Origin of the sequence: Pseudomonas sp. EA_65y_Pfl2_P74 (assembly GCF_963970575.1) — a bacterium.
In the GTDB taxonomy this organism is placed as follows: domain Bacteria; phylum Pseudomonadota; class Gammaproteobacteria; order Pseudomonadales; family Pseudomonadaceae; genus Aquipseudomonas; species Aquipseudomonas baetica_A.
Genome location: NZ_CAXAOQ010000032.1, coordinates 51,039 through 65,576 on the forward strand (window position 1 = coordinate 51,039; position 14,538 = coordinate 65,576).

The 14,538-nt window shown below is 58.2% G+C and carries 15 protein-coding genes; 8 read left to right on the top strand and 7 right to left on the bottom strand.

The features are described 5' to 3' along the window. Positions 1 to 10 precede the first annotated feature (10 nt). Positions 11 to 1,255 carry a lipoprotein-releasing ABC transporter permease subunit gene (locus tag AACY18_RS22865; protein WP_339433372.1) on the top strand — a complete coding sequence of 415 codons (1,245 nt, stop codon included), beginning with the start codon at positions 11 to 13 and terminating at the stop codon, positions 1,253 to 1,255. 106 nt (positions 1,256 to 1,361) lie between these two features. Here AACY18_RS22865 and AACY18_RS22870 read toward each other — a convergent pair whose 3' ends face one another. Next, positions 1,362 to 2,711 (bottom strand): heavy metal sensor histidine kinase, encoded by a 1,350-nt coding sequence (locus AACY18_RS22870; protein ID WP_339433371.1) that lies wholly within the window; start codon positions 2,709 to 2,711, stop codon positions 1,362 to 1,364. Beyond that, positions 2,711 to 3,391, bottom strand: coding sequence for a heavy metal response regulator transcription factor (locus tag AACY18_RS22875; RefSeq protein ID WP_339433370.1), 681 nt, complete (start codon positions 3,389 to 3,391; stop codon positions 2,711 to 2,713). The genes AACY18_RS22870 and AACY18_RS22875 overlap by 1 nt, the downstream gene beginning before the upstream one ends. A gap of 164 nt (positions 3,392 to 3,555) precedes the next feature. On the opposite strand from AACY18_RS22875, the gene copI reads away from it, so the two are divergent. Together copI and queF are read left to right on the top strand one after the other, a co-directional pair. Beyond that, positions 3,556 to 4,089 (top strand): copper-resistant cuproprotein CopI, encoded by a 534-nt coding sequence (gene copI / locus AACY18_RS22880; RefSeq protein WP_339466201.1) that lies wholly within the window; start codon positions 3,556 to 3,558, stop codon positions 4,087 to 4,089. Between the two features lie 61 nt (positions 4,090 to 4,150). Beyond that, positions 4,151 to 4,981: an NADPH-dependent 7-cyano-7-deazaguanine reductase QueF gene (queF, locus tag AACY18_RS22885; protein WP_339433368.1), complete on the top strand. Its 831-nt coding sequence runs from the start codon at positions 4,151 to 4,153 to the stop codon at positions 4,979 to 4,981. A gap of 87 nt (positions 4,982 to 5,068) precedes the next feature. Here queF and AACY18_RS22890 read toward each other — a convergent pair whose 3' ends face one another. After that, a complete protein-coding gene (locus AACY18_RS22890) occupies positions 5,069 to 5,332 on the bottom strand; it encodes a DUF4404 family protein (protein WP_339466203.1) in 264 nt (87 codons plus the stop codon). Between the two features lie 108 nt (positions 5,333 to 5,440). Beyond that, positions 5,441 to 6,061 (bottom strand): HAD family phosphatase, encoded by a 621-nt coding sequence (locus tag AACY18_RS22895; RefSeq protein WP_339466204.1) that lies wholly within the window; start codon positions 6,059 to 6,061, stop codon positions 5,441 to 5,443. 197 nt (positions 6,062 to 6,258) lie between these two features. Here AACY18_RS22895 and AACY18_RS22900 point away from each other — a divergent pair, with 197 nt between their 5' ends. Further along, positions 6,259 to 6,948 (top strand): MlaA family lipoprotein, encoded by a 690-nt coding sequence (locus AACY18_RS22900; RefSeq protein WP_339433365.1) that lies wholly within the window; start codon positions 6,259 to 6,261, stop codon positions 6,946 to 6,948. 55 nt (positions 6,949 to 7,003) lie between these two features. Here the strand turns inward: AACY18_RS22900 and AACY18_RS22905 are convergent, their stop codons facing one another. After that, positions 7,004 to 7,303, bottom strand: coding sequence for a PilZ domain-containing protein (locus AACY18_RS22905; RefSeq protein ID WP_221733204.1), 300 nt, complete (start codon positions 7,301 to 7,303; stop codon positions 7,004 to 7,006). Positions 7,304 to 7,578: 275 nt separating this feature from the next. Here AACY18_RS22905 and rssB point away from each other — a divergent pair, with 275 nt between their 5' ends. Beyond that, the gene (gene rssB / locus AACY18_RS22910) at positions 7,579 to 8,763 is read left to right on the top strand and encodes a two-component system response regulator RssB (protein ID WP_221733203.1); all 1,185 of its coding nucleotides are present in this window, start codon (positions 7,579 to 7,581) and stop codon (positions 8,761 to 8,763) included. Continuing rightward, entirely contained in the window at positions 8,760 to 9,242 is a 483-nt protein-coding gene (rssC, locus tag AACY18_RS22915) for an anti-sigma factor antagonist RssC (protein ID WP_042560140.1), read from the top strand. The genes rssB and rssC overlap by 4 nt, the downstream gene beginning before the upstream one ends. Before the next feature lie 202 nt (positions 9,243 to 9,444). On the opposite strand, the gene tal is transcribed toward rssC, so the two are convergent. Both tal and AACY18_RS22925 read right to left on the bottom strand, forming a co-directional pair. Beyond that, entirely contained in the window at positions 9,445 to 10,371 is a 927-nt protein-coding gene (tal, locus tag AACY18_RS22920; protein WP_339433364.1) for a transaldolase, read from the bottom strand. Positions 10,372 to 10,573: 202 nt separating this feature from the next. Beyond that, positions 10,574 to 11,536 carry a glycosyl hydrolase family 5 gene (locus tag AACY18_RS22925; protein WP_339433363.1) on the bottom strand — a complete coding sequence of 321 codons (963 nt, stop codon included), beginning with the start codon at positions 11,534 to 11,536 and terminating at the stop codon, positions 10,574 to 10,576. Between the two features lie 288 nt (positions 11,537 to 11,824). On the opposite strand from AACY18_RS22925, the gene AACY18_RS22930 reads away from it, so the two are divergent. Beyond that, positions 11,825 to 12,265: a low molecular weight protein-tyrosine-phosphatase gene (locus tag AACY18_RS22930; protein WP_339433362.1), complete on the top strand. Its 441-nt coding sequence runs from the start codon at positions 11,825 to 11,827 to the stop codon at positions 12,263 to 12,265. Positions 12,266 to 12,304: 39 nt separating this feature from the next. Beyond that, positions 12,305 to 14,533 carry a polysaccharide biosynthesis tyrosine autokinase gene (locus tag AACY18_RS22935; protein ID WP_339433361.1) on the top strand — a complete coding sequence of 743 codons (2,229 nt, stop codon included), beginning with the start codon at positions 12,305 to 12,307 and terminating at the stop codon, positions 14,531 to 14,533. The last annotated feature ends 5 nt before the right edge of the window (positions 14,534 to 14,538 follow it).

A 14,538-nucleotide genomic window follows, 5' to 3' on the forward strand; every position in this document is an offset into this window, starting at 1 on the left:
GCCCCAGCGAATGTTCAGACCGTTATCGATCTTTATCGGCGCACGCTATACCCGAGCCAAGCGCCGCAATCGCTTTGTTTCGTTCATTTCGATGACCTCGATGATCGGCCTCGCCCTCGGCGTGCTGGCGATGATTGTTGTGCTGTCGGTGATGAACGGCTTCCAGCGTGAAATGAGCTCGCGCATCCTCGGTATGGTGCCTCACGCGACCATCGTTGGCGTCAAGCCGATTGACGACTGGCAGCCCGTAGCCGCCGCCGCGATGAAAAATCCTGAAGTGACCGCCGCCGTGCCGTTCACGGAAATGGAAGGCATGCTCTCCTACAAGGGCTTGATGCAGCCGATCCAGATCAGCGGCGTCGATCCTGCTCAGGAAGGCAAGGTGTCGATTGTTGCCCAGCACATCGTCCAGGGCCGCCTCGATGCCTTGAAACCCGGTGAGTTTGGCGTGGTGATCGGCGAAATCACCGCCCGCCGTTTCCGTTTGAATGTCGGCGACAAGATCACCCTGATCGTGCCGGAAGTCAGCACCGCACCGGGGGGGATCACTCCGCGTATGCAGCGCCTGAACGTGGTTGGCGTGTTCAAGGTTGGCGCTGAACTGGACGGTTCCATGGGGCTGATCCATGTCGCCGATGCGGCGACCATGCAGCATTGGCAGCCGAATCAGGTGCAGAGCGTGCGTCTGGCGGTCAAAGACTTGTACGCGGCGCCGAAGGTCTCTGCGGACATCGCCGCCGGTCTGGGCGCCGATTTCAAGGCTGACGACTGGACCCACACTCAAGGCAGTCTGTTCAGTGCCATGAAAATGGAAAAAACCATGATCGGTCTGCTGTTGCTGATGATCGTCGCGGTGGCGGCGTTCAACATCATCGCAACCCTGATCATGGTGGTGAACGACAAGGGCGCGGACATCGCGATCCTGCGTACCATCGGCGCTACGCCCCGGCAGATCATGGCAATCTTCATGGTGCAGGGCACGGTGATCGGGATTGTCGGCACCCTGATGGGTGGCGTGCTGGGCGTTATCGCGGCGCTGAACGTCAGTGAGATGGTCGGCTGGGTCGAGCGGGTGACTGGGCAGCACATCTTCAGTTCCGATGTGTATTTCGTCAGCAATCTGCCGTCGCAATTGCAGGCGGGGGATGTGCTGTTGATCTGTTCCGCCGGGTTCATCCTGAGTTTCCTGGCGACGGTGTATCCGGCGTGGCGGGCAGCGAAGATCGAGCCGGCTCATGCGCTGAGATATTCGTAAGCTGTTATATCGCTTTCGCCAGCAAGCCCGCCTCCACAGAGGATTTGTGTACGACGCAGATCCAGTGTGTGCGGGCTTGCTCGCGAAGGGGCCGGAACGATGAATCTCAGTCTTTCTTGGGCAACTCAATCACAAACCGCGTCCAGCCCTGATCCGATTCGCAATGAATCTGCCCACCATGCGCCCGGACAATCGATTGAGTAATCGCCAGCCCCAGCCCCGCATGTTCACTGCTACCTTCCTGTCGCGCCGGATCCGTCCGATAAAACCGGTCGAACAAGCGTGGCAACAGCTCAGCCGAAACCTCTTCACCACTGTTCTCGACGGACACCCGCACAACATTCGTCTTATCCAGTATGGTCAGACGTACATGGCCTTCGGCCGGCGTAAACCGCAGCGCGTTATCCAGCAGATTCGACAGCGCCCGGCGCAACATGCTGCGGTCACCCTCGATTCGCGCATTCCCTTCGCGGCTCAATTGCACCCCGGCGTCTTCTGCCAGCGGCGCAAAAAACTCCAACAACGCATCCGCTTCTTCCGCCAGTTCCAACGGTTGACGCTTGGGCATCAGCAAGCCGTGGTCAGCCTTGGCCAGGTACAGCATGTCGTTGACCAGTTGCGCCATCCATTGCAGTTCTTCGAGGTTGCTGTGCAGCGCTTCGCGATAATCCTCGATCGGCCGTGGGCGGGTGAGGGTGACCTGGGTGTGGGTCAGCAGGTTGGAAAGCGGCGTGCGCAGTTCATGGGCAATGTCGGCAGAAAACGCCGAGAGGCGCTGAAAAGAGTCGTCGAGACGTGCGAGCATGGCGTTGAAGCTGTGGGCCATTTCCGCAAGCTCTGGCGGCATTTGCGCTTCCGGCAGTCGGGCATTGAGCGATTGCGCCGATATCCCACGGGCCACCGCACTCATCTGCCGCAGTGGCCGCAAGCCGCTGCGTGCGGCCCAGGCGCCCAGTAGCGCAGTGGCCAGCGCCGAGAGGCCGACGGTCAGCCAGATCAAATGCTGCATGCGTTGCAGGAAGTGCTGGTGATGAGTGATGTCCAGCAACAGGGTCAGTTGCGGTGAATCGGTGTTGTCCGGGTAGAGTGGGGCGTTGAGTACGCGGTAGTCAGTGCCATCATTGCGGATCGTCGACAGGCCCAGGTGTGACGGTAATTGCTTGGGGATCTGTGTCGAGCTGTCGTACCAGTGTTGGCCGTCACTGCCATTGATGCGCAGCGACAGATCAGCCTGACGGCTCAGTTCATCGGTCAGGCGCGCTTCGCGTTGGCCGGGTTGAACATCCTGCAGGGCGCGGCGCAGGCCGATGAGCTTGCCGTCCAGCAACTGCTGATCGAGTTCGACGAAGTGTGCCTCGCTGGCGTGGTTGAACAGGACCCCGGCACACAGCGACACCACGGCGGTACAAGCAGCAAACAGCAAGGCCAGTCGCGAGCTCAAAGACAACCGGCGCATCAGGCTGAGCGCTCTTCAAGCACATAGCCCATGCCGCGTACGGTGTGGATCAGTTTATTGGGGAACTCGTCGTCGATCTTCAGGCGCAAGCGGCGAATCGCGACTTCGATGACATTGGTGTCGCTGTCGAAATTCATGTCCCAGACCTGCGAGGCGATCAGCGATTTTGGCAGCACTTCGCCCTGGCGGCGCAGGAGCATTTCCAACAGGGCGAATTCCTTGGCAGTCAGGTCAATGCGTTGGCCGCTACGCTCGACCCTGCGGCGGATCAGGTCCAGGCGCAGATCCGCCAATTGCAGGCTGGTCTCCTGTGCGGTGGCGCTGCCGCGACGCAACAGGCTGCGCACTCTGGCCAGCAACTCGGAAAAGGCGAAAGGCTTGACCAGGTAATCGTCGGCACCCAGTTCGAGACCGTGAACCCTGTCTTCCACGGCGTCTTTGGCCGTCAGAAAAAGCACAGGTGTGTCGAGACCCGCACTGCGTACCGCTTGCAGGATTTGCCAGCCGTTGCGCCCCGGGAGCATGACATCGAGGATCAGCAACGCATAGTCGCCGCTCAAGGCCAGTTGCTGGCCGCTGTTGCCGTCGGCCACCAGTTGGGTATTGAACCCCGCCTCGGTCAGGCCCTGGCGCAGGTATTGGCCGGTTTTTGCTTGGTCTTCGACGATCAACAGTTTCATGGGCGACTCGGGTTGATTCGGGGTGTAGGAACGAAAGCTTTATACCGTGGGGCATCTCGGTAAGCGCGAACCTGACAAAGTTGTAATCTGCCTGTCAGGTAGATGCCAGCGCAGGCCGGCTAAAGTTTCCCACAGGCTGAACCCTCTCTTGTTGGAGTACGACCATGTTTTTGCGTAAATCCCTGGCGGTGACCGCGTGTCTGTTGACGTTGAGCTCGCCAGTGTGGGCCGCGCCGGCACACGCCTATGCCTTCGGCGAACCCGCGCCTGCCGCCAAAGCCACGCGCAGCATCGAAGTGGTGATGGCTGACCTGTCGTTCGACCCGAAGACGATCCAGGTCAAGGCCGGTGAGACCGTTCGCTTTGTGCTGGTGAATAAAGGCCAGTTGCTGCACGAATTCAACCTGGGCGACGCGGCGATGCACGCCAAACACCAGCAGGAAATGTTGCAGATGCAACAAAGCGGCATGCTCACGCCTACCGGCATGAAAGAAATGTCCCACGACATGGCGGGCATGGATCACGGGGCGATGAGCCATGGCATGAAGCATGATGACCCGAACAGTGTGTTGGTCGAGCCGGGCAAAACCGCTGAGTTGACCTGGACTTTCAGTAAAGCCACCAACCTGGAATTTGCCTGCAATATCCCCGGCCATTATCAGGCGGGGATGGTCGGCAAACTGACTGTCAGTCAGTAAGCACTCAAAGGTGCAAGCAAAGGCTGTTAGAATCCGCTGATTCTTCAGTCAGGTTTCCGCCATGCATCCCGCAGCCGAACACTCGCCGCTGGGTAAATCCAGCGAATACATCGCCACTTACACGCCGTCGTTGCTGTTCCCGATTCCGCGCACCGCGAAATGGGCCGAACTGGGCCTGACCGCCGATACCCTGCCTTATAAAGGTGTGGATTTCTGGAATTGCTTCGAATTGTCGTGGCTGCTGCCCTCGGGCAAGCCTGTGGTCGCGATCGGCGAGTTCAGTATCCCGGCGGATTCGCCAAACATCATCGAGTCCAAGTCGTTCAAGCTGTACCTGAACTCGCTGAACCAGACGCCGTTCGCTGATGTGGCCACGCTTGAAGCAACGCTGGCCAAAGATCTGTCCGCTGCTGCCGGCAAACCGGTGGGCGTGCGGGTTCGCAGCCTCAAAGACGTAGAAACCGAAGGCGTCGTCGCGCTGCCGGGTGTGTGCATCGACGATCTGGATATCAGCGTCAGCAACTACGAGCATCCGCGGCCGGAGTTGTTGCGGTGTGATGAATCGCGGATGGTCGAAGAGAGCGTGCACAGTCATCTGCTCAAATCCAACTGCCCGGTGACCAGTCAGCCAGACTGGGGCAGTGTGGTGGTGGAGTACCGTGGCTCGGCGCTGGATCATGCCAGTCTGCTGGAATACATCGTCAGCTTCCGCCAGCACTCGGATTTCCATGAGCAATGCGTGGAGCGGATCTTCCTCGATCTGCAGCGGTTGCTGAAGCCGGAGAAATTGACGGTATTTGCGCGGTACGTGCGTCGCGGTGGGCTGGATATCAACCCGTATCGCAGCACTGAGAGTGTGCAACTGCCGAACCATCGACTGGTGCGTCAGTAAGCATCCCGTTTGGTAACAGGCTGCATTTCAAATCGCGAAAACGAAAAAGCCCTGCCATTGCTGGCAGGGCTTTTTGCGTTTAGGGCGTCAGATCCCCATGCTGCCCAACGCATTAACGATGTTGCGCAGCGTGCCAGCGATCCCGGGGTGTTTGAGTTCAAAGCGTTCAACCGCCAGGGTCACGCCGTCGGCGATGTTGGAATCCTGGGTTTTGGTTTCGAGTTCAAGTTCCGCTTCGATCTGTTGCATCAGGTCGTGCAGGTTAGCGCGCTCATGTTCAGACAGCGGTGGATTCTGCTCCAGTTGCTCGCGCAGGGTATTGAGTTGTTCTTGCAGTTCGCGGGCGGGCATGGTGGTTTCCTTTTATCGAGAGGCATTGGCATAGACCGCGGCCGCGCGCCAAAGGTCTATGGCTGGCCTTTAGATTAATCCACTCTCGGCCAGCCTGCATGATCCCGATCAGGGCTTTTCGCCTTTGAGGCGACGCAGGCTGATGTCCGCCAGACAGGTTTGGAGCTCACCCAAATGATCGATCACCGAGTGCACGCCGAGTCCGAATAACTGCATGGTCGCCTTGCCGCGCAACTGCTCCCGTTCTTTTTGGCTCAAGGCTTGCCAATCCCCCGGCGCCAGGCCGCACAACGAGCCGCAGGAGGCGAGACCGATTGTCCATAACCCGGCATTCAGGCCGGCTTGCAACAGTCGTGGCTCGCCGCTGACCAGTACGCATCCGTCCAGACTGTGGACATTCAAATCCATGAGCGCTTGCCAGCAAGCGTTGGGCGCCGGCCATGGATTGATTGTTGCTGAATGTTGCGCGGGTTTGATCCAGTTCGGTAAGGCGGCTGACAGCGATTGCGCCAGGGCAGGGGACAGCTCATCCAGCCACGCGCATGGTATCTGCTGGCGCTGCAAGCTGTGCAGGCTATCGATTGCTCCAGGGGTGGCCTCGGCGTGCTCTGGCAGGATGGCCGCCTGTCGGCGGGCACGGGCACCGAAATCCACCAGACATCCGCTGAGGCCGAACAGCACGGCGGTCAGGCCGGGCGCGCTGAGGGGCAAAGTTTCGGCATGTGACATGGCAACGTCCCTGAAATAGCGGTAAGGCTAGGACCTGCCGGTGACAGTTGGATGACAGCTGCGTTAAAGCCGTTGCAGGAATCGTCCTACAGGTCGCTTCATTCGCAGACTGCCCAAAAGACCTTTTGCGCTTATACTAGCGCTCTTAACGCCTAGGCCTTGAAGCCCGCGCCAGTATAAATCCAAGGAGTTTTTCTATGCGCTGGAGCAACCCGCTCGCTCAGCTTTGTGTATATGCCGGCCTGCTGCTGGCTCCGTTCGCCACTCAGGCTGCAACGGAAGAAGACCCTTGGGAAAGCGTCAACCGTCCAATTTTCCGGTTCAACGACTTCGTCGATACTTACGCGCTGAAGCCTCTGGCGCAGGGGTATGAGTTCGTGACGCCGCAATTTCTGGAAGATGGCATCCACAACATGTTCCGCAACGTGGGTGACGTGACCAACCTGGCGAACAACATTCTGCAGGGCAAACCGGCAGCGGCGGGCGTTGATACTGCGCGCCTGATCTTCAACACCACGTTCGGGTTGCTCGGCTTCTTCGATGTCGGGACCAAGATGGGGCTGAACCGCAGCGACGAAGATTTTGGCCAGACGCTCGGCTACTGGGGGGTTGGCAGTGGCCCGTACGTGATGCTGCCGCTGCTCGGCCCAAGCACACTGCGTGACGCGCCTGCTAAATACGTCGACGGCTATACCGGTCCTTACCCTTACATCAACGATGTGCCGGTGCGTAATTCAGTGTTCGGCCTGAACATCGTCGACACCCGTGCCAGCCTGCTGTCGAGCGAGAAGCTGATCAGCGGCGACAAGTACACCTTCATTCGCAACGCTTACCTGCAGAACCGCGAGTTCAAGGTGAAGGATGGTAAGGTCGTCGACGATTTTTAATCTCGACCGATAAAATGAAGAGGGCGGCCTGTGGGCCGCCTTTTTTTGTTTGCGCTTATTTCATCTGCAGAATAGTCAAACCGAGCTTTTGGCCGCCGCCATCCTGTGCCCGGACCCAGACCACTTCGGTCTCGGCTTCAAGCCCGCTGAGCGCGGCATGTTCGGAGTCGATGCGCACGCTCAATCGGTCGCCGACCGCAAATTGCCTAGGCGCCTCTACCTGCATGCCGCTGCTGGAGAGGTCGATGCATACCGCTGACACCTGATCACCTGCGTGAATCAATACGACATCGGCATCGACCCGCATACGGATGAAATCGCGCTTTTCGCTGTAGTCCCGACCGGTTTGACTCATGGCTTCGTCCTTCCATTGGGTTACGGTTTGAGCTGTTCTTATAACTCTCTGTGATTTGACAAGTAAAGTCGTCAAGCGACCATCGGCACATGCTTGAAACACCCCGCGGATGGGAGTACCGTCTGCGCCTTAGAAGGGCACCTCTGGTGTAATCGTCGTGCAGAGCAAACGCTCGAAAGCGATGCAGCAGAGAGGCTAGAAAGCGAATCCAGTAGTCAGTGCAGGGCTGTAGCCCCGCCCGCTACGCCAACCTAATTCTGGCGCCGTTTGCCCACATGCCAAAAACCAGTGCCACGCTGCTGATAATCGATGATGACGAAGTAGTGCGCGCGAGCCTCGCCGCCTATTTGGAAGACAGTGGTTTCAGCGTCCTGCAGGCCAGTAACGGCCAACAGGGTCTTCAGGTATTCGAGCAAGACACGCCCGACCTGGTCATCTGCGATCTGCGCATGCCGCAGATGGGTGGTCTCGAACTTATCCGTCAGGTCACCGAGCTATCGCCGCAAACACCGGTGATCGTGGTGTCCGGTGCCGGCGTGATGAACGACGCTGTCGAGGCCCTGCGTCTCGGTGCGGCGGATTACCTGATCAAGCCTCTCGAAGATCTGGCCGTGCTCGAGCACTCCGTGCGCCGGGCCCTGGATCGCGCGCGTCTGCTGCTGGAAAATCAGCGCTACCGCGAGAAGCTGGAAAAGGCCAATCGCGAGCTTGAGGCCAGCCTGAGTCTGCTCCAGGAAGACCAGAACGCCGGTCGCCAGGTGCAGATGAACATGCTGCCGGAAAGCCCGTGGAGCATTGACGAGCTCAGGTTTGCTCATCAGATCATTCCGTCGCTGTACCTGTCCGGTGATTTTGTCGACTATTTCCGTGTCGACGAGCGCCGGGTCGCGTTTTACCTGGCAGATGTATCAGGTCATGGCGCCTCTTCAGCGTTTGTGACGGTGCTGCTGAAGTTCATGACCACGCGTCTGCTGTTCGAGTCCAAGCGCAACGGCACGTTGCCGGAATTCAAGCCTTCGCAGGTTCTTGGTCATATCAACCGGGGGCTGATCAGTTGTAAGCTGGGCAAACACGTCACAATGGTCGGTGGAGTCATCGACGAGGAGACCGGTTTGTTGACCTATAGCATTGGCGGCCATCTGCCTTTGCCTGTGTTGTACACGCCTGACAGTGTTCGTTACCTCGAAGGGCGTGGTCTGCCGGTAGGCCTTTTCAATGAAGCCGCCTACGAAGATCACGTACTTGAGCTGCCACCGACGTTCAGCCTGACGCTGATGTCTGACGGTATTCTGGACCTTTTGCCAGAACCTACGCTCAAAGAAAAAGAAGCGGCTTTGCCCGAGCGGGTGAAGTCAGCGGGCGGCAGCCTGGATGGTCTGCGGCAAGTGTTTGGATTGGCCACGCTAGGGGAGATGCCGGATGATATCGCCCTGTTGGTGTTGAGCAGGAACCTTCAATGAGTACCGGTAGAATCCAGTTCGCCGAGCAGGACGGCACCTTCGTCCTGAAGTTCGTCGGTGAAGTTCGCCTGACCCTGTGTTCGGCGTTGGATGCGACTATTGAGAAAATCTTCACCGCGCTGAACTTCAACGCGATCGTGATCGATTTGACCGAAACCCGCAGCATCGACAGCACCACGTTGGGGCTGTTGGCCAAACTGTCGATCCTGTCGCGGCAGAAGGTCGGCCTGCTGCCGACCGTCGTCACCACCCACGATGACATCACCCGACTGCTGCAATCGATGGGCTTCGAGCAGGTGTTCAACATCGTCAATCACCCGGTGCCTTGCCCGGAGTGCCTGGACGATCTGCCTGATCAGGATCAGTCGGAAGAGGTGGTGCGGATCAAGGTGCTTGAAGCGCACAAGATCCTCATGGGGCTGAACGATTCCAACCGTGAAGCTTTCCATGACCTGGTGAATGCCCTCGAACGCCATTGATCCTCTGAAATCAGGTTGCCTGGCCAGGCCCCTTCGCGAGCAAGCCCGCTCCCACTTTTGATCTGTGTCGAGCAAAAAAAGACCTTCGGGAGTTTGCTTGCTCGCGAAAGCGTCAAATCTGACGTTACATTTGCCAGTGCTGGTGCAATGAAAAAGGGCGAACCTGTTAGGGTTCGCCCTTTTTGCATTTCACTCAGTCAAATCACAGTTTGGCTTGCAACAGCGCCTCAAGCTTCTCCTGGTCGCGAGCGAACTGACGAATACCTTCGGCCAGTTTTTCGGTCGCCATCGCGTCCTCGTTGGACAACCAGCGAAATTGCGCTTCGTTCAGGCTCAGACGTGCTTCACCGGCATTGCCTGGCGCCAGTTTGCGCTCAAGCTTGCCAGAGTCCGCCGCCAGCTTGTCGATCAGGTCCGGGCTGATGGTCAGACGGTCGCAACCGGCCAGTTGCTCAATCTGGTTCAGGTTGCGGAAGCTCGCACCCATGACCACGGTCTTGTAGTCATTGGCCTTGTAGTAGTTGTAGATGCGCGTCACGGACTGCACGCCCGGATCGTCGGCGCCGGTGTAGTCGTTGCCGTTGGCCTTCTTGTACCAGTCGTAGATGCGGCCTACGAACGGCGAGATCAGGAACACGCCGGCATCGGCACATGCCGCCGCTTGAGCGAAGGAGAACAGCAACGTCAGGTTGGTCTGGATGCCTTCCTTTTCGAGGACCTCGGCAGCGCGGATACCTTCCCAGGTCGAGGCGATCTTGATCAGCACGCGATCGCGGCCAATGCCAGCCTTGTCATACAACTCGATCAAGCGATGCGCACGCTTGAGTACACCTTGCTGATCGAACGACAGGCGCGCATCCACTTCGGTGGAGATACGGCCCGGGATAACCTTGAGAATTTCCTGGCCCACCGCGACGCCGAAACGGTCGCTGGCCAGGCCGACATCACCCTTGCAGTCGCTGACGCAAGCATTCAGCAATTGGGCATAAGCGGGGATGGCTGCCGCTTTGAGCAGCAGGGATGGGTTGGTGGTGGCATCGACCGGTTTAACCCGGGCGATCGCTTCGAAGTCGCCGGTGTCGGCAACCACGGTGGTGATTTGTTTGAGTTGTTCCAGCTTGGAAGTCATGTGTGTGCTCTGTCCTGTGGGTTTGACGACATTACCCGAGCGCTGACAGCCACTCAAGGGCGGGTGCGTGTATCGACGGCCCCTGCGGCAACAACCTGAAAACGATTGTTTGAAAGGTAGGGCGCGGTATCGATGAGTTCGATAGCGAAACCGCCCACAGGTTCAAAGCAACCGACCTGCGCACAGATCGGTTACGCCACGCCTACTGAGCATTCAAGAGCGTTGCGGCGGCCGTTTTCGCCGGTTTCGGCTGACCGCCCGAGGTCAGAAAACCGAAGTTCTTCTCGCGATCATTGCTGCCCGAATCGCTGTTCTTCCATTCGTATATTGATGTCAGCGGGATGTTGAGCTTTTTTACATCGGCGATGAACGCACTGATTTTGCTGGCTTGTCCGGCGTTCCCACCGTTGGAGGTGAGTGCCGATATACCCCACTCACTGATAACGCCCGGCAAATGGAAGTTCTGTTGAATAAAGGCCTGCGCGTTGCTGATCTGCGCCGGCGTCATGCCGTAGGGGTGATAGGAAATGGCGTTCAGGCATTTGGGGTACTCACTGACGATGCGGTTTAGCGCAACGGTCGAAGCCGATCCCGCCGTTGGCGCGCGGGCGAAGCCGTAACCGACCCGTGGCGTGGATTGGGGTTTGCCTTGCAGGGATTTGCACACCGCGCTCATGAACGGCACAAATGTTGTGTCGAAATGGCGCGTCGGCCAGTAGGTTTCGAGGTCCGGTTCATTCCAGATTTCAGTCGCGACCAGTTGCGCGCTGTAGGCGTCTTCCAGGCCCGCCAACACATTGGCAAACGAATCGCCGGCGGCCTTCAGTTGACGGGTGTTGCCGGGCGTCGCGGTCAGCGGTTTGATCGCGCGCACGGTCAACAGGACCGGCAAACCAGCGGAACCGGCCGCCGCAAAAGCATCGCTGACCTGCTGCTGATACGCCCTGGCGCTGAGACTGTCGCTCCACACACCGAAACGCACAAAGCTGAAGCCTGCGGCTTTGATGTGTGCAGCGTCGTCGGCGGAAAAGTTCTGGATCTTCACCTGAACACCGATGGTCCTGGCGGGAAGGTTGGGAAACAGATCACTGGCCTGCACGTGAGTGGCGGCACTGAGCGCCAATAACGCCGAGGCACTGAATCGTATGAGATGGGCGGATTTCATGTCTGATCTCCAATGAGAAGTGACAACAGCGAATAGTGATCTCGTGACATTCGTTTTGAAACTAACAAGAGCGCTAAGTGCGTGAGTGTTATTTTTTGTCAGTAATTCATTATCTGAAAATCACAGTTATTTTTGGTCCGGTAATTCTGGTTGGGGCGCTTTTAGGGCTGTGGTACTTAATACGCTGTATTAACAGGGCGAATCTATTTCTGAGTGCGGGAAGATCTAGCGGGTTCATTTAAACCGCTCTAGATGTTGGCAGTTTGATATTACACAGGAAAGTACACCTTGTTCAGAAAGATCCTTGTCGTCTGCGTGGGCAATATATGCCGAAGTCCGACAGCAGAGCTCATGCTGCGTAACGCGCTGGCCCCCTCATCAATCACGGTTTCCTCCGCCGGCCTCGCCGCGCGGGTTGGCGAATCCATAGAGGCCTCGGCCCGTCAGGTGCTGGAAGACCACGGGCATTGCGCCGAGGGTTTCAAGGCGCGGCAACTGACCTCGGACATCGTTAATGAATCAGACCTTATTCTGGTGATGGAAAAAGAGCATGTAAAACAAGTATTGAACATGGCCTCTCATGCGAGAGGCAAAGTGTTTTTGCTCGGTAAGTGGCAGAGCGAGCGCGAAATACAAGATCCGTACCGTCAAGGCAAGGCCGCTTTTATTCATGCCCATGCATTGATTGAAGATGCTGTCAGCTCTTGGGCACAACGTCTCGCGCGTTGATGAATATTCTTCAGATCAATGAATGGTAAGAACAGACTTATGCAGTTACCGTCAGTAATCGGCACCCGAAGCAATGATCAAGACAGTATTGATCTACTCGGCATATTCGGCAGTCTGATTGACCAGAAATGGTTGATTGGCGCACTGACCGGCGCCTTTATGGTCACCGGCGTTGCCTATGCAGTGCTGGCCACGCCGGTGTATCTGGCGAACGCGCTGGTTCAGGTCGAGCCGAAAAAGAACGACATGCTCGGTTTCGCCGATCTCAACAGCATGCTCGGTGGGCAATCGCCGTCGGTGACCGAAATCGGCATCATCAAATCCCGCGCCGTGATTGGCAAAACCGTCGACGATCTGCGTCTGGATATCGATGTCACCCCCAAGACCTTCCCGCTGATTGGCGCTTTTCTCGCTCGCCGTTATCGCGGCGAGACGGCGTTCAGCGTGGCGCCACCGCGTTTTGGCCTGAACAGCTACGCCTGGGGCGGTGAACGCGTGGAGATCGCTCGGCTCACGCTGCCGAACGCGTTGCTGGGCAAGAAGCTCACGCTGATCGCCGGCGAACAGCAGCGTTTCCAGTTGTTCGATGATAACGACAACCTGCTGGCGCAAGGCGTGGCTGGCGAAGCCTTCGTTGAAGAGGGCGTTGAAGGGCTGATCGCACAACTCTCGGCGAACCCCGGCACGCGCTTCGAAGTGGTGCGCAACCCTCGAATCGTGACCATCCAGGGTTATCAGGATGCGCTGGATATCTCCGAGCAAGGCAAGGAGTCGGGGATTATTCGTCTGGCCCTGGCCAGCTCCGACGCGCCCGAGGCCGTAAAAATCCTCAACAAGATCGCGGCGCTGTATGTGCAGCAGAACGTGCAGCGCACCTCGGCGGAAGCGGCGCAGAGCCTGGCCTTCCTGCAGAGCCAACTGCCTCAGGTCAAGCGCGATCTGGCCAAGGCCAGTGATGCGCTCAACGCCTATCAGACCCGCGGCAAAACGGTGAACATCTCCCTGGAAACCCAATCGGTACTGGGCCAGACCGTTGCGCTGGACACGCGCATCTCCGAATTGAAAATGCAGCAGGCGGAGATGGATCGCAAGTTCACCCGACAGCATCCGGCCTACCGTGCGTTGATGTCGCAGATCGCCGAACTGACCCAGCAACAGAAGTCGCTGGAGAGCAAAGTCGGCGATCTGCCGGCCACACAGCAGGAGTTGTTGAACCTGACCCGCGATGTTGAAGTCGCCTCGCAGATCTACACGCAACTGCTGAACAAATCCCAGGAGCTGGACATCGTCCGCGCGGGTGCGGTAGGCAACGTGCGCTTGATCGACACGGCGGACGTCGACCTGACCAGTCCGGTCAAACCGAAAAAAGCCCTGATTGTGCTCATCGCCACTTTCCTGGGCGCCTTTGTCGGCGTCGCGCTGGTGTTGCTGCGCAAGTCGCTGAGTCGCGGCCTGGAAGGGCCAGAAGCCATTGAACAACTCGGTTTGCCGGTGTACGCGTCGATCCCTTACAGCACCCTGCAGCAGGAGGAGGACGGTAAGAAAGGTCGCGCGCGTGATGGCGTCGATAAACCGGCGTACCTGTTGGCCCTGCGCAACCCCACGGACCTGTCCATCGAGTCGATCCGCAGCCTGCGCACCTGCCTGCACTTCGCCGGGCTGGATTCGACCAACAACCGCATCATGATTTCCGGGCCGAGCCCGCAAGTCGGCAAGACGTTCGTCTCCTCCAACCTCGCCGCAGTCATGGCCCAGAGCGGTCAGCGTGTGGTGCTGATCGATGCCGACATGCGCAAAGGGCATTTGCACAAAACCCTCAATACCCCGATCAGCAATGGTCTGTCGGACCTGCTGGTCAAGCGCTGCAGCATCGAGCAGGCGATCAATAAAATCGAAGTCGACAACCTGCACTTCATCAGTCGCGGGCAGGTGCCGCCCAATCCTTCCGAGCTGTTGATGCACGTCAACTTCCGCGAACTGCTGGCGCAACTCAGCGAGATGTATGACGTGGTGATCATCGATACGCCGCCGCTACTGGCCGTGACCGACGCGGCGATTGTCGGCCGTGAAGCCGGCATCAGCCTGATCGTCACGCGCTTTGGCGTGAACCCGGCCAAAGAGATCGAGTTGACCATTCGCCGCTTTGCCCAGAACGGTATCGAGTTGAAGGGCGCGGTGTTCAACGGCGTCGAGAAGCGCGCAGCCAGTTACTACGGCAATGGCGGCTACGGCTATTACAACTACGAATACGCGTCCGACAAATCCTGAGATGT